The 16,961-nt window shown below is 56.7% G+C and carries 19 protein-coding genes; 8 read left to right on the top strand and 11 right to left on the bottom strand.

Going from position 1 to position 16,961, the window contains the following annotated elements; genetic code table 11:
* Window positions 1-57 precede the first annotated feature (57 nt).
* Window positions 58-960: a multidrug efflux transcriptional activator YnfL/SxtR(Kp) gene (ynfL, locus tag ACSPHG_RS12895; protein WP_435953920.1), complete on the bottom strand. Its 903-nt coding sequence runs from the start codon at window positions 958-960 to the stop codon at window positions 58-60.
* A gap of 103 nt (window positions 961-1,063) precedes the next feature.
* On the opposite strand from ynfL, the gene ynfM reads away from it, so the two are divergent.
* The 5 genes from ynfM to ACSPHG_RS12915 all read left to right on the top strand — a co-directional run bounded on the left by ynfM (window position 1,064) and on the right by ACSPHG_RS12915 (window position 5,493).
* Window positions 1,064-2,320: a multidrug efflux MFS transporter YnfM/SxtP(Kp) gene (gene ynfM, locus ACSPHG_RS12900; protein ID WP_435953921.1), complete on the top strand. Its 1,257-nt coding sequence runs from the start codon at window positions 1,064-1,066 to the stop codon at window positions 2,318-2,320.
* A gap of 71 nt (window positions 2,321-2,391) precedes the next feature.
* On the top strand, window positions 2,392-3,876 hold the full coding sequence (locus tag ACSPHG_RS12905) for a carboxypeptidase M32 (RefSeq protein ID WP_435953922.1): 1,485 nt from the start codon (window positions 2,392-2,394) through the stop codon (window positions 3,874-3,876).
* A gap of 231 nt (window positions 3,877-4,107) precedes the next feature.
* On the top strand, window positions 4,108-4,422 hold the full coding sequence (gene asr / locus ACSPHG_RS12910; RefSeq protein ID WP_435953923.1) for an acid resistance repetitive basic protein Asr: 315 nt from the start codon (window positions 4,108-4,110) through the stop codon (window positions 4,420-4,422).
* Between the two features lie 54 nt (window positions 4,423-4,476).
* The gene (ydgU, locus tag ACSPHG_RS24275; RefSeq protein WP_494516570.1) at window positions 4,477-4,581 is read left to right on the top strand and encodes a small membrane protein YdgU; all 105 of its coding nucleotides are present in this window, start codon (window positions 4,477-4,479) and stop codon (window positions 4,579-4,581) included.
* A gap of 108 nt (window positions 4,582-4,689) precedes the next feature.
* The gene (locus ACSPHG_RS12915; RefSeq protein WP_435953924.1) at window positions 4,690-5,493 is read left to right on the top strand and encodes a trypsin-like serine peptidase; all 804 of its coding nucleotides are present in this window, start codon (window positions 4,690-4,692) and stop codon (window positions 5,491-5,493) included.
* Window positions 5,494-5,568: 75 nt separating this feature from the next.
* On the opposite strand, the gene nudI is transcribed toward ACSPHG_RS12915, so the two are convergent.
* From nudI to ACSPHG_RS24280, 6 genes are all read right to left on the bottom strand, one after another.
* The gene (gene nudI / locus ACSPHG_RS12920; RefSeq protein WP_435953926.1) at window positions 5,569-5,994 is read right to left on the bottom strand and encodes a nucleoside triphosphatase NudI; all 426 of its coding nucleotides are present in this window, start codon (window positions 5,992-5,994) and stop codon (window positions 5,569-5,571) included.
* Between the two features lies 1 nt (window position 5,995).
* Window positions 5,996-6,703 (bottom strand): deoxynucleoside kinase, encoded by a 708-nt coding sequence (locus ACSPHG_RS12925; protein WP_435953927.1) that lies wholly within the window; start codon window positions 6,701-6,703, stop codon window positions 5,996-5,998.
* Window positions 6,700-7,566: a radical SAM protein gene (locus ACSPHG_RS12930; protein WP_435953928.1), complete on the bottom strand. Its 867-nt coding sequence runs from the start codon at window positions 7,564-7,566 to the stop codon at window positions 6,700-6,702. Before ACSPHG_RS12930 ends, ACSPHG_RS12925 begins: the two co-directional genes overlap by 4 nt.
* A gap of 169 nt (window positions 7,567-7,735) precedes the next feature.
* Window positions 7,736-8,065 (bottom strand): multidrug/spermidine efflux SMR transporter subunit MdtI, encoded by a 330-nt coding sequence (gene mdtI, locus ACSPHG_RS12935; RefSeq protein ID WP_435953929.1) that lies wholly within the window; start codon window positions 8,063-8,065, stop codon window positions 7,736-7,738.
* Entirely contained in the window at window positions 8,052-8,429 is a 378-nt protein-coding gene (mdtJ, locus tag ACSPHG_RS12940) for a multidrug/spermidine efflux SMR transporter subunit MdtJ (RefSeq protein ID WP_435956013.1), read from the bottom strand. Before mdtJ ends, mdtI begins: the two co-directional genes overlap by 14 nt.
* Window positions 8,430-8,563: 134 nt before the next feature.
* Window positions 8,564-8,677, bottom strand: coding sequence for a protein YdgV (locus ACSPHG_RS24280; protein WP_494516576.1), 114 nt, complete (start codon window positions 8,675-8,677; stop codon window positions 8,564-8,566).
* Between the two features lie 237 nt (window positions 8,678-8,914).
* Between ACSPHG_RS24280 and ACSPHG_RS12945 the strand changes: the two genes are divergently transcribed.
* The gene (locus tag ACSPHG_RS12945) at window positions 8,915-9,949 is read left to right on the top strand and encodes an AI-2E family transporter (protein ID WP_435953931.1); all 1,035 of its coding nucleotides are present in this window, start codon (window positions 8,915-8,917) and stop codon (window positions 9,947-9,949) included.
* Between the two features lie 37 nt (window positions 9,950-9,986).
* Here ACSPHG_RS12945 and ACSPHG_RS12950 read toward each other — a convergent pair whose 3' ends face one another.
* From ACSPHG_RS12950 to ACSPHG_RS12965, 4 genes are all read right to left on the bottom strand, one after another.
* Window positions 9,987-10,595, bottom strand: a complete 609-nt coding sequence (locus ACSPHG_RS12950; protein ID WP_435953932.1) for an alpha/beta hydrolase — start codon at window positions 10,593-10,595, stop codon at window positions 9,987-9,989.
* A 164-nt stretch (window positions 10,596-10,759) separates the two neighbouring features.
* Window positions 10,760-10,990 (bottom strand): tautomerase PptA, encoded by a 231-nt coding sequence (gene pptA / locus ACSPHG_RS12955; RefSeq protein WP_435953933.1) that lies wholly within the window; start codon window positions 10,988-10,990, stop codon window positions 10,760-10,762.
* A gap of 76 nt (window positions 10,991-11,066) precedes the next feature.
* Window positions 11,067-11,870: an arylamine N-acetyltransferase family protein gene (locus ACSPHG_RS12960; RefSeq protein ID WP_435953934.1), complete on the bottom strand. Its 804-nt coding sequence runs from the start codon at window positions 11,868-11,870 to the stop codon at window positions 11,067-11,069.
* 74 nt (window positions 11,871-11,944) lie between these two features.
* Window positions 11,945-12,562, bottom strand: a complete 618-nt coding sequence (locus tag ACSPHG_RS12965; protein ID WP_435953936.1) for a glutathione S-transferase family protein — start codon at window positions 12,560-12,562, stop codon at window positions 11,945-11,947.
* A gap of 70 nt (window positions 12,563-12,632) precedes the next feature.
* Between ACSPHG_RS12965 and ACSPHG_RS12970 the strand changes: the two genes are divergently transcribed.
* Window positions 12,633-13,715, top strand: coding sequence for a LacI family DNA-binding transcriptional regulator (locus ACSPHG_RS12970; RefSeq protein ID WP_435953937.1), 1,083 nt, complete (start codon window positions 12,633-12,635; stop codon window positions 13,713-13,715).
* Between the two features lie 152 nt (window positions 13,716-13,867).
* Window positions 13,868-16,957, top strand: coding sequence for a beta-galactosidase (locus tag ACSPHG_RS12975; RefSeq protein WP_435953939.1), 3,090 nt, complete (start codon window positions 13,868-13,870; stop codon window positions 16,955-16,957).
* The last annotated feature ends 4 nt before the right edge of the window (window positions 16,958-16,961 follow it).

A 16,961-nucleotide genomic window follows, 5' to 3' on the forward strand; every position in this document is an offset into this window, starting at 1 on the left:
GAGTCAAATATTTACGTAGGGTTGTGATTTACCGCACATAATCAACCGCATTCGCCGCTATTTTAGCGCAGAAGTCGCTTCGGTTAACAGGGCTGTAATCCGAAGTGCGGCGGCGCTCAGCTCGCGGTGCTTCGGCCACACCAGCCACATTTCCGACTGCGCTTCCTTCTCGATGAGCGGTAACCACACCACGTCGCTGACGCGCACGCGCTTAAACGAGGCGGGCAAAATCGACACGCCCAGCCCGGCGGAAACCAGGCCGATGATCGTCATCGCCTCGCCCACTTCCTGGGTGATGTAAGGCGAAATATTGAAGCGGTGCAGCAGCCCCAGAATATCGTCATACAGCCCCGTCCCGACGTGCGGGTCGAAGAAGACAAACGGCTCGTGCGCCAGATCCTGCAAGGAAATGGATTTCGCCGCCGCAAGCGGGTGATCGCGATGCACCATCGCCAGCAGCGGCTCGCGCAGCACCAGCTTCCAGTCCAGGGTATCCGGCAGGCGCGTGTTGCGCATCAGGCCCAGCTCCAGCTCGCCGTCATTAAGCGGGGCGATCTGCTGGCGCGTATTGATCTCGCGCATTTGGATATGAACGTCCGGGTAGCGCTTTCTGAAGGTCGAAAGGCTATCCGAAACGCCCTTTATAAAGGGCGCGGACGAGGTAAAACCGATGCGCAGCTCCCCCGTTTCCCCGTGATGCAGGCGTTCGGCGCGCGCGGCGGCGGCATCCACCTGGTTGATAATCTGCCGGGCGTCGGCCAGAAACTGCTGGCCCGCCGCCGTAAGGCTCACGCTGCGGTTGGTGCGCGCCAGCAGCCGTGCGCCAATTTGCTGCTCAAGAATCTGGATTTGCTGGCTCAACGGCGGCTGGGATATGCGCAAACGCGCCGCCGCCCGCCCAAAATGCAGCTCCTCCGCAACGGCGATGAAATAGCGCAGGTGGCGTAATTCGATATTCATATTTTTAAAGTATTAATTGAGATTATTAATATATTAGACAGAACATTCGCCATTTTCTACTCTGGAGGGACACAAGCACGAAGCGCACCGTTAAGGATTGATTTTGAGCCGTACATCCTCCGTCAGCACCGCCCCGGCACGGGACGTTGACGAACGTCATTCTTCACAGCCGGCAGCAACAAGCTATATCAAACGTGGCACCCCCCAATTTATGCGCGTTACCCTCGCGCTGTTTTCCGCCGGTCTGGCAACCTTTGCCCTGCTCTACTGCGTGCAGCCCATTTTGCCGGTGCTCTCCCACGAGTTCGGCGTATCCCCCGCCAGCAGCAGTATTTCCCTGTCGATTTCCACCGCCATGCTCGCAATTGGGCTGCTGTTTACCGGGCCGCTGTCCGATGCCATAGGGCGCAAGCCGGTGATGGTAACCGCCCTGCTGCTGGCCTCGTGCTGCACGCTGCTGTCGACGATGATGACCAGCTGGCACGGCATCCTTGTGATGCGGGCGCTGATTGGCCTGTCGCTGAGCGGCGTTGCCGCCGTCGGCATGACCTACCTTAGCGAAGAGATCCACCCGAGCGTGGTGGCCTTTTCGATGGGCCTGTACATCAGCGGCAACTCCATCGGCGGCATGAGCGGCCGCCTGCTGAGCGGCGTGATCACGGACTTCTTTAACTGGCGCATCGCGGTGGCGGCCATCGGCTGCTTTGCCCTGGCCTCGGCGCTGATGTTCTGGAAAATACTTCCCGAATCGCGCCACTTCCGCCCTTCGTCGCTGCGCCCGAAAACGCTGTTTATCAACTTCCGCCTGCACTGGCGCGACCAGGGCCTGCCGCTGCTGTTTACCGAAGGGTTCCTGCTGATGGGGGCGTTCGTCACCCTGTTTAACTATATTGGCTACCGGCTGATGCTTGGCCCGTGGTTCTTAAGCCAGGCGGTCGTCGGCCTGCTGTCCGTTGCCTATCTGACCGGTACATGGAGCTCGCCGAAGGCGGGCGCGATGACGGCGAAGTTTGGCCGTGGCCCGGTGATGATCTTTTCCACCGGCATTATGCTGCTGGGCCTGGTGCTGACCGTCTTCTCGCCGCTGGCGGTAATTTTTGCCGGGATGCTGCTGTTCTCCGCCGGATTCTTCGCGGCGCACTCCGTCGCCAGCGGCTGGATCGGGCCGCGCGCCAGGCGCGCCAAAGGCCAGGCGTCATCGCTTTATCTGTTCAGCTATTACCTCGGTTCCAGCATCGCCGGTACGCTGGGCGGCGTGTTCTGGCACCGGTTTGGCTGGCCCGGCGTCGCCGGTTTTATCGGCCTGCTGCTGGTGATTGCGCTACTGGTGGCAACCCGCCTGCATCACCGCGCACACTAACCGTTGCGGGGCCTCGTGTTTGGCAGCGCTTTTTGCTATTTTCGCTGCGTTAACAACACTCACGAGGCCCTATGGAAAAGCAAAACTATAACCATCTCACCCGCACCTTCCAGCGCCTGTCCCGCTTCGGACATCTCTCTGCCATCGCCGGATGGGACATGTTCACCAACATGCCGCCAAACGGCAGCGCCGCGCGCGGCGAAGCGCTCGCCGAACTGAGCGTGCTACAGCATCAGATTCTCACCGATAAAAAAATCGCCACGCTGCTACAGGCCGCCGCTCAGGAAGACTTAAACGACGTCGAGCGCGCGAACCTGCGTGAAATGACGCGCCAGTATCAGGAAGCCGTCCTGCTGCCGGATTCGCTGGTGGAAGAAAAGTCGCTGGTCGGCACCCGCTGCGAACACGGCTGGCGCACCCAGCGCCCGGCGAACGACTGGCAGGGCTTTGCCGCCAACCTGAAAGAGGTGGTACGCGTCAGCCGCGAAGAAGCGCAGCTGCGCGCCGACGCCAAGGGCAAATCACGCTACGACGCGCTGCTCGATCTCTACGAGCCGGGTATGACCAGCGAAAAGCTCGACGTGCTGTTCGGCGACCTGCGCGACTGGCTGCCTGACCTGCTGCAAAAGGTTGTCGATAAGCAGTCCCGCGAATCGGTGATTGCCCCCGTCGGCCCGTTTGCCATTGAAACGCAGCGCGAGCTGGGGCTGGAAACCATGCAACTGCTGGGCTTTGACTTTAACGGTGGCCGTCTGGACGTGAGCGCGCACCCGTTCTGCGGCGGCGTGCCGGAAGATGTTCGCATCACCACCCGCTACGACGAAAGCGACCTCATCAGCTCGCTGTTTGGCGTGATCCACGAAACCGGCCACGCGCGCTACGAGCAGAATCTCCCGCGCGAATGGCTGGGCCAGCCGGTTTCCCACGCGCGCTCAACGGCGATCCACGAATCGCAGAGCCTGTTCTTCGAGATGCAGCTTGGCCGCAGCAAAGAATTCCTCAAGCTGCTGCTGCCAAAGGTCGTTGCCCGCTTCGGCACGCAGCCCGCCTTTGAGGCGCAGAACTTCATCGCCGTTAACCAGCGCGTTGAGCGCGGCTATATTCGCGTCGACGCCGACGAGGTTAGCTACCCGGCGCACGTCGTGCTGCGCTACGAGATTGAGCGCGCGCTAATTGAAGGTGAAATAGAAGTGGAAGACATCCCGGCGCTGTGGGATGAGAAAATGCAGCACTGGCTGGGGCTGTCGACCAAAGACAACTACCGCAACGGCTGTATGCAGGATATTCACTGGACGGACGGCGCGTTCGGCTACTTCCCGTCCTATACGCTGGGGGCGATGTACGCGGCGCAGCTTTTTAACGCGGCAAAACGCGCGCTGCCGCAGCTTGAGAGCGATATCGCCGAGGGCAACTTCACCGCGCTGTTCGACTGGCTACGCCAAAATATCTGGCAGCACGGCAGCCGTTTCACCACATCCCAGCTGATTACCAATGCGACGGGGGAAGATCTTAATCCGCTCTATTTCCGTAAGCATCTGGAAGCGCGTTATTTGTAGTTTTAATCGTCGTGAGTTAATTGTCGGGTGGCGGCTTCGCCTTACCCGACCTACGCCAGTTTGCGTGTAGGTCGGATAAGCGAATCGCCATCCGACATAAATCCGACAAACTTCGTACATAGCGTTACACGCCGATACCAATCACTCACTGAAGCCCTTGATCCACAAGTTTATAGTTCATCTCAACGGCCCCACGGGGGTTCACACATAAACAAATTCGAGGATGTCGAGATGAATAAAGTATTAGCACTGGTTGTTGCCGCCGCGATGGGTCTGTCTTCTGCTGCTTTCGCCGCTGAAACGACCGCTACTCCGGCTCCAGCTGCTACCGCTGCCGCACCGGCTAAAGCACCAGCAAAAACCACGCATCACAAAAAACACAAAAAAGCGGCTACCGAGCAAAAAGCGCAGGCTGCTAAAAAGCACCACAAGAAAGCGGTAAAAACTGAAGCTGCACAGCCCGCTCAGAAAGCGCAGGCCGCTAAAAAGCACCACAAAAAAGCCGCCCCTGCCGCAGCCAAACCTGCTGCTCAGCCAGCAGCATAAGTTAGCCGGGTTTCCCGGAGAACGAAGTCCCAACGAAAACACCCGGCTTGCCGGGTGTTTATTTCTGGAGTGCGGATGATGCTGCGACGCTACGGTTTTGAAATCATCCTCTCGCTGCTGATTATTTGCGGCATTATTACCTTCAGCTTCTGGATTTAAAGGCGTAGTACGCTGTTTTTACTCCCCCTTTCGGCGCGACCCGTCTATAGTTAGACATTCATCGGGTTTATACAAAAATCATAATTAATCGCCCCATTAGAGAGTGATATGCGCAAAAGAGTTGTATTGCTGCTGGGAACGCTATGCTTCCTTCCGGCCCTGTCTCAGGCGGACGACAACGCTGCGGACGTAAAGACGCTGTTCTTTGGTCACGATGACCGTACCCACGTCAACGACCCCGCCGCCGCGCCCTGGGATGCAATTGGTCAGCTCGAGACCGAAAGCGGCAATTTATGCACCGCAACCCTGATTTCCCCACATCTGGCGCTGACCGCCGGACACTGCCTGCTACAGCCGCCAAAGGGCAAGCCCGACAAGGCGGTCGCCCTGCGTTTTATCTCTAATAAAGGGAAATGGCGCTATGAGATCCACGATATTGAAGGGCGCGTTGAAAGCTCGCTTGGCCGCCGCCTGAAGCCCGACGGTGACGGCTGGATCGTGCCGCCCGGCGCTGCTCCCCACGATTTTGGCCTGGTGATCCTGCATAATCCTCCTTCCGGCATTACCCCGCTGCCGCTGTTTGAAGGCGACCGAGATGCGTTAACCGAGGCGATGAAGGCCCAGGGCCGCAAGGTAACCCAGTCCGGCTACCCGGAAGATCATCTTGACGATCTCTACACCCACACCGACTGCCTGGTCACCGGCTGGGCGCAAAAAACCGTGCTCTCGCACCAGTGCGACACCCTGCCCGGCGACAGCGGCTCACCGCTGATGCTCAAGACGGATAACGGCTGGCAGCTGATTGGCGTGCAAAGCTCCGCACCGGCGGCAAAAGACCGCTACCGGGCCGACAACCGTGCGATTTCCGTCACGGGATTCCGCGACAGGCTTGAAGAGCTGGCGAACCAGTAGAACAGATGAAATGCGTTAATGTTTCAGCGAGATATGACCATTGGTACCCCCAGCCTTGAAGCTGGGGATAATCCCTTAGATGATCCCTTTTTCAGTAAAAGTGACCCGCGTAGCTTCATTTAAATCCAAAGATTTTATTTTTTCAGGTGGCATCCAGATAATTTCCTGGAACTCTTCGTTGAATGTAATATCGCGATTAGCACTTACACAATCAAATATAAGATAAATCATATAAATATCTTCGGTAGTGCCATCCGGATACGTTTTTGTACGGATGTCATCACGAAAAGCCCAAGGATTAATGTCTGTGATAAGTAGTTCATCCCCTAACTCTTCCATGATTTCGCGCCTAAGAGCGGTTTCCATTGTTTCGCCGGGTTCCATTCCGCCACCAGGCAAAGCCCATTGACCCGGGAAAACTCCACGATCGGAAGCCATTTTACACAGCAGAAACTCACCATCATTTTGTATTACAGGGCACACGATTATTCTCTGACGCATTTTATTTCCTTAATAACATTGCTTTCTGAAATACTCTATCAGAAAAGTCATCTATCTCATCTGGATGATTGCATATCATCACTCGTGGACGAAGATGGTCTGGAAGATTATCAATAAAATGCTGGTATTCATTATGCCAGCCATTTATCCATTTTACTTTTGCATCCTCTCCAGGAAATTCCTTTGGACGGACACCCTGTATTTCATCGTCCTGGAGATGGGCAAGTGAGTAATTTACGGAATAATCAATAAAAACTATAATGTCAGGCTCAGGTAGCAACTCATAGACACTTTTCCAAAGGTTCATGTAAGTGTCATGCTGCATTTTACTAATGTATTGAGCTTTAAACATGAAATTGACAAATACATAATCTTCAAGATGAGAACGTTCCATTATCAGATTAAACCCTTTATCCAGCCAGGATTTAATAATCAGAGCGCGCTGTATCATAAAGTTGAGTTGAATAAGATAACCATAGTTTTTTGTATCATCGAACAGATAAGGAAGAAGTGAATGGTGAACGCTTTTCTCGTCTATGGCTATTGTATAGGAATCCTCCTTAAATAAACATGAAGATAATTTCTTCAAGAGTGTGCTTTTACCTACACCGGAATTCCCGGATAGGCATACATAAAGGGGTTGCCGCTCCTTAAAAACCTCTTTCTTATCTGCCGACCAGGGATCCATATAAAGATAGTTGTATCTCATGCTGTGAACTCCCTTTCGTTGAGCCAGAAACGATTATTTTCACATTTTCTCATGATCTCATCGTTTCCAAAAATAGAATTTATAATCCTGTCAGGTGAATCTGTTAACATATTACCCAACAGGGTATATTTTTCGCCGTCGGGAATAATGATATCAAAATTGGGTTCCATAACGACATTGGCTTTGTCCCTCTCTTCGAAGGTGGCCCAACTGATGGGCATATCTGGGTGTTGCTTTTTCAAGATATTCATTTTAGATGTAAATACATCTGTACTTATTTCTAACTTATCCCTTTTTTCTATCCCAACGCCCAACGGGCAGAATTGATAAAACCGCCAGGCCTGAATTTTATAGGGAAGCTCTTCAATCCAGCTGACAATATCGCTCAGCAGATTAGCATTTGACTGGGAAACTACGGTGGTGAGTTTTATATTAATACGATTATTATTGTTCGGTAGCCACGTCAATATATTTTTAATGACTCTATGCTGGTTACTCATTTTATCACTGCGAATATCTGTATTCACGTACTTATCAATGCCGTCGATTGGCATGCCAACCCAGTCCAGAACCGGATTCAGCCGCTCATGATCCATTACGAAACGATGTCCGACGGTGGATAGATAGGTCATAAATCCCATCTGTTTCGCATATTCAATCATATTAATGAAGTCCGCTCTGGACGTCGGTTCACCACCAGTAAAACCTATACGTCGAAAACCCATTCGATACATGCGTTCAATAACATTGAGGGCACTGGAAAGAGACGAATCTTTGACACCGGGGTTGCGAAAACACAGATCGCAACCGAGATCGCAGTGTGAGGTTATTCTGAAATCCAAAAGCAAGCTGCTAATGTCCATAACAAGTCCTCTGTTTGCTGAGTTGAAACGCTATAACCATGCAATTTACATGGTTATAGCAAACCATATGCTCATATCAACCAGAGTTAAAGCTTAAATTTCGCCAGGTAGTTTTTCCCACAGATCGGCTTAGCAACACTTTCGGAAGTTTTCGGCGTCGAATCTCTTATCAGGCAACTTTAATAATAATCATGCCGATCAGCAGGAAAACCAGACCGATCCAGCCTTTACGGTTCAGACGCTGGCCGAAGAGGATCCAGCCTGCGGCAACCGTTGCCGCAATACCAAAGCCGCCCCACAGCGCGTAGGCCACGGAAAGTTCGATACCCTTCACCGCCTGTGCCAGGGCGCTAAACGCCGCGAGCACCGCTAACAGCGAAAGTACGCCATATCCCCAGCGACGGAAGCCGTCGGAATGCTTAAGAAAAATGTTCGCCGCGATTTCGAGCACGATGGCGGCCAGCAGCCAGGCCGCGTGGATCCATTCAAACGATGGCATGGTTACCTCCACGTGCTACGGGTTGGCTGTGCGCCTTTTTTGCGGTGGTACCCGACTTGATCAGCGCAATGCCCACCACCAGAGTGGTTAAACCTATAATTTTCAGTAATGAGATTGACTCGTCGAACAGCAGAACGCTGAACAGCGTAATAAACAGAATACCGATCCCTTCCCACATCGCATACGCCACGCCGAGGGCAATACGCTTAATAGAAAACGACAGTAAAATATAAGAAACGGCGATCATCACCAGCATGAAAATATAACCGAAGTTATTATCACTGACGCTTGACCATTTCATCGACAAGGTGCCAATAATTTCAGCAGCGATTGCGCAAGCTAATAGAATCCAATAAATCATGATTTCTCTCCTGACAGAGAAAATAACGGTGCCGCAGTTTGTATAAACGCCTCAGGCGACAAACAAACCGAACAAAAAGTGTTAAAAGGCCTTACAGCGCACGCGAGGTGCCTGATGGCGAATGCAGGAGAGCGGGACTATAGCGCGTTGCGCCAGTGTTGTTCACCGGATAAAGAAAAGGCAGGGGAAAAGATAACGGGGTGGTTCATTAATAACGTTTTGAACAGCTTGTTCGTAAACATAATGTCCATAGTATTCACAACATATCCGCGTTGTTGCTTCTCATCAGTTGCGGATAGTAAATTGTCCTCAGTAGTCAAACACGCCAAATTTGTACCATATCAGCGTTTTATTTTCCTCTCATTTTCATTTCTTTACGTTGGCGTTTAATAAAATAGTGGTGAATACTCCGTATTATAGTGAGAAATTACGGACAAAATAGACGTGTCGGGCTGCCCTCCCACACGGACGCGCGGAGACCCCCCTGCATGGCAAAACCCATCATTACGCTCAATGGTTTAAAAGTCGTCATCATGCTCGGCATGCTGGTCATTATCATGGCCGGCGTGAAGGAAGCGGCGGATATCATTGTGCCCTTTATCCTCGCGCTGTTTATCGCGGTGATCCTCAACCCGGTTATCCGCCGCCTCGAGAAATTGCGCGTGCCGCGGGTGCTGGCGATTACGCTCGTCGTCGTGATTATCGTGCTTTCGATGGTGCTGCTGCTCGCCTATCTCGGCACCTCGCTTAACGAACTGGCGCGCACCCTGCCGCAGTATCGCTCGTCGCTGGTTGCGCCTTTGCAGACTCTCGAACCCTGGCTGCAGCGCGTCGGCATCAGCGTTTCGGTGGATGAACTGCTCAAATATATCGATCCCAACTCGGCGATGACGCTGGTCACCGGGCTTATCACCCAGCTTTCCAACGCCATGACGTCGATCTTCCTGCTGCTGCTGACCGTGGTCTTTATGCTGATTGAGGTTCCGCAGCTGCCCGTAAAGCTTCAGCAGCTTATGGCCCGCCCCGTCGAGGGGATGGGCGCGATTCAGCGCTGCCTCGACAGCGTCAGCCACTATCTGGTGCTAAAAACGGCGATAAGCCTGGTGACCGGCGTGGTGGTATGGGCGATGCTCGGCGCGCTGGACGTGCGCTTTGCGTTCGTCTGGGGCCTGCTCGCCTTCTCGCTCAACTACATTCCCAATATCGGCTCGGTGCTGGCCGCCATTCCCCCCGTCGCGCAGGTGCTGGTGTTCAGCGGCTTCTACGAAGGGATGATTGTCGTTGCGGGCTACCTGGTGATTAACCTGGTGATCGGGAATATTATCGAGCCGCGCATGATGGGCCGCGGATTAGGCTTATCGACGCTGGTGGTGTTTCTGTCGCTGATATTCTGGGGCTGGCTGCTTGGCCCGGTGGGCATGCTGCTTTCCGTGCCGCTGACTATCGTGGTGAAAATCGCCCTGGAGCAAAGCCACGGCGGCAAGAGCATCGCCGTCCTGCTGAGCGATCTGAGCGAGAACTGAGGAATGCCCGGCTCCTGGCAGAACCGGGCGGGCAGAATCAGGTTAGATCGAAACGGCGGATGATAAACTCCATCGCCTTGGCAACGCCTTCCGCGCTGATGGTGTGAACCACGCCGGGTTCAAACAGCGTTTCCACTTCCACACCGGCTTCCGTTAACGCAGCGGCGGCCGATTCGCTCTCGGACCAGGGGATAACCTGGTCATCCATGCCGTGGACCAGCAGCGCAGCGGTACCCGCCGCAGGCTGGTAAGGACGCGGGGACGAAAGTCGCCCGGAGAAAGCCGCCACGCCCGCCATCGGGAAACGTGCGGTCACCAGCGCGTCCAGCGCCATAATCGAGCCCTGAGAAAAGCCGAGCAGGATCACCTTGTCTTTCCCCGGCGTCACGTCGTGCTGCCTGAAGATAGCGTCGAGGGTTTCATTGAAGGCCGCGCGGGCTTCAACGATGCGCGCGGGGCGAGTCTCTTCCGTTACGCCCATCACGCTAAACCACTGGTAGCCCTCGCCGCCGCCGTCAAAGCGCGAGGTGCCGTTAGGTGAAGCAAAAATAACCTCCGGCATAACCTGCTGAAAATAGAGCCCCAGCCCCGCCAGATCCGCGCCGGAACTTCCCACGCCGTGTAAAAAAATTACGAGCTTTTTCATATATGTCCTTAATCCGTTGGCCGGGAAGCGTTCACCCGCCCGATCGCCGGGCTTCGTACAACGATCTACATAGAATCCCACAGAGTTATCCACCGATTTTGTGGATAACTTTTGCCGGGTCGGGAAGCGTCACCGCACGAGTTTCTTTCCGGCCATCCTTGCGTTTACATGCTGTAGCCGGGTTTTTTAGCGAGCGTTTCCAACGACGGCGCGATTTCTTTGTCGTAGACGTCCTCTTTCCAGCGATCCTGCTCGACGGGGATAAGCGCCACCGACAGCGAGGCGTCTTTAGAACCAAAATGTTTCTTCACGGCTTCGCTGAGATCGTCCGCCAGCGCCTGCTTCTGCTCTTCCGTCAGCTCGCGCGGAAAGTGTTTTACGGTGATATGTGGCACGGGTTTTCTCCATCATGGTTAGAAAATGCGGGTTTGATTTCTTACTACTGCATTACATCTGCGTAACCAGATGATATCAACTACAGAAGATGCGGTTAAAGGATTCAACGTCGATGCCGTGCGTCGGCGAATCAAGGCGCAGGCCAAGATTTTCCTGAAGCGCCCGGTACACTGCCCCGGCGTCCGGCAGTTCCCGTCTTTCGCCGTTAACCGTAAGCTGGCGGTCGCTCAGGGTAATGCTGCCGCCGTTGCGCGCGTGCAGGCTGCCCATCAGATGATGGCGGAAGTGGGAATCCGGCCACGTCGCCACATAGTGGTTCGCCACCTCGTAATCGGCAAAATACTGCGGCTGCAAATCGAAACGGTACAGCGGCAGCCACTCCTCGCCTTCGCGCAGGCTGAGAAGATATTCGTCTTCGAGGCGCGTCACGCGGTAAACGCCGTGCGGCGTGGCCTGTTCGCGATCGGGCTCGAAGCGCAGCGGCGCGGTCAGCGTTTTGCCGCCGAAGCCCACGTCCGCCAAATAACGCTCCGCGCCGACGGTCACCAGCTGTAGGCGATGCGTGCGGGCGGGAACCTCGGCGGGACGCATAATCAACACGCGCGCGGCCAGGTCTTCGACGGCAAAACCGATTTCAAGCAGCGCCCGGCGCAGCAGCGCATTTTGCTCGTAGCAGTAGCCACCCCGCCCGGCGGTGACCAGCTTGTCGAACACGCTGTCGTCGTCGAGCAGGATCCGGCGGCCCAGCAGCGCGTCCAGATTTTCAAACGGGATGGCGCAGGCGTGCAGCAGGTGCAGCCGCCGCAGGGTCGGCAGATCCGCCGCGTAAGGGCCGGTGTAATGGATGCGCGCCAGGTAAGCGTTCAGGTCAAAAGCCATGGGACATTTTCCGTTACGGTGGAGTTGTCCTTACTATAAAGGATGGCGTGGCCTGCACATGATCGATGGTGCGATCACAGCAGTTCGTTGCGGCTCAGCACTTCCCGCAGGCGCTCGTCCTCGCGCACCTTTTGTGCAATGGCGTACAGCTTCGGCGTGTGCTTTTCAAACCACGCCTGCCGGGGCCGCCAGTTAATCATTACCGCCGGATAAGCGTCCAGCAGGCTAATTTTTTCGCCAAAAATGTATGGCCCGTCGCCAAGCTGCGTCTCCAGCCACAGATAGAGCCGCTCGCGATACCGGTTGGTGCTCGCCAGCAGCTCTTCTTCACCGCTTTGCGTCCAGCGGGAAGTGTCATCGCCGTAGGTGAAGGTGGGATAAACGTTGGCGACAAGCCAGACCAGCAGGCGGTAAAACCGCTGGCGTTCCGGCGTGTCCGGCGGCGGGGCCAGCTCGGGATGTTTATCCAGCAGCATCAGGGCGATGGCGGCGGTTTCGGTCATGATACTGCCGTCTTCCAGCCTGAGCGTCGGCACCTGCGCGAGCGGGTTCAGCTCCAGCAGCGCGTCACGCTGCGGGCCAGGTTGTTCAAAACCTTCAACGTTTTTCCACTTCCAGGCCTCGCCCGTCAGCACGAACATGATTTCGACAATCGCCGAGCCGCACCCCGGCGCACCGTAGAGTTTGTACATGATGCTCTCCTGTCTAAAGTGATTAAGTGTAGAATAGCCCCGGACTTTAAGAGCGATAAGGAAACCCGGCATGAAACCCAAGTCAGTAACGCTTTACGATGTGGCTGAATATGCCGACGTTTCCTATCAGACCGTCTCCCGCGTCATCAACCAGGCGAGCCACGTTTCCGAAAAAACGCGCCTGAAGGTCGAGGCGGCGATGGCCGCGCTGAACTACGTGCCCAACCGCGTGGCGCAGCAGCTCGCCGGCAAGCTGAGCCAGACCATCGGCCTTGCCACCACCAACCTTTCGCTCCACGCCCCTTCGCAGATCGTCGCGGCCATCAAAACCCAGGCGGGCGGCATGAACTTCAACGTGGTGATTTCCATGATTGAGGAGCCGGGGCTTGCGGCCTGTAAGAGCGCGGTTAACGGCCTGCTGTCGCAGCGCGTTGACGGGCTAATCGTCAATATCCCGCTGGAAAACGCGGACGCGAAGGCGGTGCAGGAAACCTGCGGCGGCGTGCCGACGCTGTTTTTGGACGTCGCCCCGGATCTGGGGGCCAACACCATTATTTTTGACCCGTACGCGGGCGCGCGCCTGGGCGTTGAACACCTTACGGATTTGGGCCACCGTCAAATTGCCCTGCTTTGCGGGCCGCTAAGTTCGGTTTCCGCTCGCCTGCGTTTTGAAGGCTGGAAGCAAACCCTTGAGGAGCACAGGCTGGAGGCGATGGCGATAATGGAAGGCGACTGGAGCTCTCTGTCCGGCTACGAGCAGGTTTCGCGCCTGCTGCGCGACGGGAAAACGCCCACCGCCATCGTTGTCGCCAACGATCAGATGGCGCTCGGCGCGCTGCGTGCCCTGTCGGAACACGGGCTGTCGGTGCCTGCCGAGGTGTCCGTCGTCGGCTATGACGATACCGAAGACAGCGCCTGCTTTATCCCGCCGCTCACCACCATCAAGCAGGATTTCCGCGCGCTCGGCAAAGCCAGCGTCGATCGTCTGCTGGAACTCATCCACCAGCCGAATGCCCAGCACCAGCCGCAGGTTCTGCCGGTTACGCTTGTTGAGCGTAAAACCACGGCGGCTCCCGGCTCCAGCACCCCTTCTGCTCAGGCGCTTGCCGATGCGTTAACCGCCCTTGCCCGCCAGGTCTCGCGCCTCGGCTAGCCTGCCCAATCCATTCCCCTGCGTTATACAAAAGCCCTAAATCTGTGAGTCACATCACCTAATGTCACCCTGCTGCTTTACACCCCGGCGGGGAAAAATCATATTGCTTTTAAATTGTGAGCGCTTCGCAAATCAATCAAGGACTATGAGATATGACGATCAAAGCAGGCACCGTTGCTTCTACTCTGGCTTCCGTACTGGCCCGGCGCGACTGGGAAAACCCGGCGGTCACCCAGCTAAACCAGCTTCCCGCCCACCCGCCGTTCGCCAGCTGGCGCAGCCCGGAACAGGCGCGCAGGGACGAACCCTCCCAGCGCCTGCGCAGCCTTAACGGCAGCTGGAAGTTTAGCTATTTTTCCCGTCCGGAAGCCGTGCCGGAAAGCTGGATTGAGCAGGATCTCAACGGTGCCGACGCCGTTCAGGTGCCGTCAAACTGGCAGATGCTGGGCTACGACGCGCCGATTTATACCAACGTCACCTACCCGATTCCGGTGAACCCGCCGTTCGTTCCGGAAGAAAACGCCACCGGATGTTACTCGCTCACATTTAATATCGACGCCGAGTGGCTGGCAGACGGCCAGACGCGCGTTGTCTTCGACGGCGTGAACTCCGCTTTTCACCTGTGGTGCAACGGCTGCTGGGTTGGCTACGCGCAGGACAGCCGCCTGCCGTCAGAGTTTGACCTCAGCGCCGTGCTGAAGGCCGGGGAAAACCGCCTTGCGGTGATGGTGCTGCGCTGGAGCGACGGCAGCTATCTGGAAGACCAGGACATGTGGCGCATGAGCGGCATCTTCCGCGACGTCACCCTGCTGCACAAGCCGCAGGCGCAAATCAGCGACCTGCGCGTGGTAACCCATCTCAACGAGGACTTCACCCGCGCCGAGCTGGAAACGCTGGTGGCGGTAAAAGGCGACGCGGGCTGTCAGGTATGCGTCCAGCTATGGCTGGGAGACAGGCCGATAGCCGAGCGCCAGCAGGCCATCGGCAGCGACATTATCGACGAACGCGGAGCCTATAGCGACCGCACCACCGTTCGCCTGACGGTTGAACGCCCGCTGCTGTGGAGCGCCGAAACGCCGAACCTGTACCGCCTCGTCGCGATCTTAAAGGACGACCATGGCGCGGTCATCGAGGCGGAAGCCTGCGACGTGGGCGTGCGCAAGGTGGAGATTTCCCACGGGCTGCTTAAGCTAAACGGCAGGCCGCTGCTGATTCGCGGCACCAACCGCCACGAGCACCACCCGGAAAACGGCCAGGTGATGGACGTTGAAACCATGCGCCGCGATATCCTGCTGATGAAGCAGCACAACTTTAACGCCGTGCGCTGCTCCCACTACCCTAACCACCCGATGTGGTACCGCCTTTGTGACCGGTACGGCCTGTACGTGGTCGATGAGGCCAACATTGAAACCCACGGCATGGTGCCGATGAACCGCCTGAGCGACGATCCCGTCTGGCTCCCGGCGATGACCGAACGCGTCACGCGCATGGTGCAGCGCGACCGCAACCACCCGTCGATAATCATCTGGTCGCTGGGCAATGAATCCGGGCACGGCGCCAACCACGACGCGCTTTACCGCTGGATTAAGTCCAACGACCCAACCCGCCCGGTGCAGTACGAAGGCGGCGGCGCGAACAGCGCGGCCACCGATATTATTTGCCCGATGTACGCCCGCGTGGACCAGGATCAGCCGTTCCCGCAGGTGCCGAAATGGTCGATTAAAAAATGGATCGGCATGCCGGATGAGAACCGCCCGCTGATTCTGTGCGAATACGCCCACGCCATGGGCAACAGCTTCGGCGGCTTCCATAAATATTGGGAAGCGTTCCGCCAGCACCCCAAATTGCAGGGCGGTTTCGTCTGGGACTGGGTGGATCAGTCGCTGATTAAACGGGACGAAAGCGGCCAGCCGTTTAGCGCCTACGGCGGGGATTTTGGCGATACGCCGAACGATCGCCAGTTCTGCATGAACGGCCTGGTGTTTGCCGACCGCACGCCGCATCCGGCGCTGTACGAGGCCAAGCAGGCGCAGCAGTTTTTCCAGTTCGCGCTGCTGCGCGAAACGCCGCTGAAGGTTGAGATCGCCAGCGAATACCTGTTCCGCGCGAGCGATAACGAACGCCTGCTGTGGACGGTCAAACAGGACGGCAGCGTGCTGGCGCAGGGCGAGGCGCGGCTGGACATCGCTCCGCAGGGCAAACAGACGGTTGAAATTGATGCCCTGCCGGAGATGGCCCGCAGCGGCGACGTGTGGCTGACGGTGCAGGTGCAGCAGATAGAGGCGACCGCCTGGTCCGACGCCGGACACATCTGCGCGTGGGATCAGTGGCAGCTTGCGGGCCTGCTGGCGCTGCCCGAGATAACAAACGGCGGCGAGGCGCCGCGCCTGGAGGCCACGCCGGACGGTTTTGAAATCCACCAGCGCAGCCACCGCTGGGCCTTTAGCCGCGAGTCCGGCCTGCTGACGCAGTGGTGGCAGGACGGCGAGCCCGCGCTGCTCTCCCCGCTTGAAGACAGCTTTACCCGCGCGCCGCTGGACAACGACATTGGCGTCAGCGAAGCCACGCGCATCGACCCGAACGCCTGGGTTGAGCGCTGGAAGGCCGCCGGTATGTACGGGCTGGAATGCGAACTGTTAAGCGTTGATGCCCAGCCGCTGGCGCGCGAGGTGCAGGTTCGCACCGCGCACCGCTGGACGCACGGCGGCAAAACGCTGTTTATCAGCCGCAAAACCTACCGCATCGACGACGCGGGCGAGCTGCATATCAACGTGGACGTCGACATCGCCTACGGTACGCCTGCCCCGGCGCGCATCGGGCTGAGCTGCCAGCTTGCCGAAGTACAGCCGGACGTAAGCTGGCTCGGCCTCGGCCCGCATGAGAACTACCCGGATCGCAAAAGCTCCGCGCTGTTCGACCGCTGGCAGCTGCCGCTTGAAGAGATGTACACGCCGTACGTTTTCCCAACCGAAAACGGGCTGCGCTGCGATACGCGGCGGCTGGCCTACGGCGCAAACGAATGGCGCGGGAACTTCCACTTCAACATCGGCCGCTATAGCCAGCGGCAGCTGCGGGAAACCTCGCATCGCCACCTGCTTACGCCCGAAGCGGGAAGCTGGCTGAACATCGACGGCTTCCATATGGGCGTGGGCGGGGATGATTCGTGGAGCCCAAGCGTTTCGCCTGAATATCTGCTTGAAAAACAACAATATCATTATGCAGTGAGCTGGGTGCGTCGTTAAGCAC

Source organism: Dryocola baronae, assembly GCF_051297175.1.
In the GTDB taxonomy this organism is placed as follows: domain Bacteria; phylum Pseudomonadota; class Gammaproteobacteria; order Enterobacterales; family Enterobacteriaceae; genus Dryocola.

Excerpts from the sequence above, each read along its gene's own strand:
- ynfL (WP_435953920.1), bottom strand. The coding sequence starts at position 960 with ATGAATATCGAATTACGCCACCTGCGCTATTTCATCGCCGTTGCGGAG.
- ACSPHG_RS12905 (WP_435953922.1), top strand. The coding sequence starts at position 2,392 with ATGGAAAAGCAAAACTATAACCATCTCACCCGCACCTTCCAGCGCCTG.
- asr (WP_435953923.1), top strand. The coding sequence starts at position 4,108 with ATGAATAAAGTATTAGCACTGGTTGTTGCCGCCGCGATGGGTCTGTCT.
- ACSPHG_RS12915 (WP_435953924.1), top strand. The coding sequence starts at position 4,690 with ATGCGCAAAAGAGTTGTATTGCTGCTGGGAACGCTATGCTTCCTTCCG.
- nudI (WP_435953926.1), bottom strand. The coding sequence starts at position 5,994 with ATGCGTCAGAGAATAATCGTGTGCCCTGTAATACAAAATGATGGTGAG.
- ACSPHG_RS12925 (WP_435953927.1), bottom strand. The coding sequence starts at position 6,703 with ATGAGATACAACTATCTTTATATGGATCCCTGGTCGGCAGATAAGAAA.
- ACSPHG_RS12930 (WP_435953928.1), bottom strand. The coding sequence starts at position 7,566 with ATGGACATTAGCAGCTTGCTTTTGGATTTCAGAATAACCTCACACTGC.
- mdtI (WP_435953929.1), bottom strand. The coding sequence starts at position 8,065 with ATGCCATCGTTTGAATGGATCCACGCGGCCTGGCTGCTGGCCGCCATC.
- ACSPHG_RS24280 (WP_494516576.1), bottom strand. The coding sequence starts at position 8,677 with ATGGACATTATGTTTACGAACAAGCTGTTCAAAACGTTATTAATGAAC.
- ACSPHG_RS12945 (WP_435953931.1), top strand. The coding sequence starts at position 8,915 with ATGGCAAAACCCATCATTACGCTCAATGGTTTAAAAGTCGTCATCATG.
- ACSPHG_RS12950 (WP_435953932.1), bottom strand. The coding sequence starts at position 10,595 with ATGAAAAAGCTCGTAATTTTTTTACACGGCGTGGGAAGTTCCGGCGCG.
- ACSPHG_RS12960 (WP_435953934.1), bottom strand. The coding sequence starts at position 11,870 with ATGGCTTTTGACCTGAACGCTTACCTGGCGCGCATCCATTACACCGGC.
- ACSPHG_RS12965 (WP_435953936.1), bottom strand. The coding sequence starts at position 12,562 with ATGTACAAACTCTACGGTGCGCCGGGGTGCGGCTCGGCGATTGTCGAA.
- ACSPHG_RS12970 (WP_435953937.1), top strand. The coding sequence starts at position 12,633 with ATGAAACCCAAGTCAGTAACGCTTTACGATGTGGCTGAATATGCCGAC.
- ACSPHG_RS12975 (WP_435953939.1), top strand. The coding sequence starts at position 13,868 with ATGACGATCAAAGCAGGCACCGTTGCTTCTACTCTGGCTTCCGTACTG.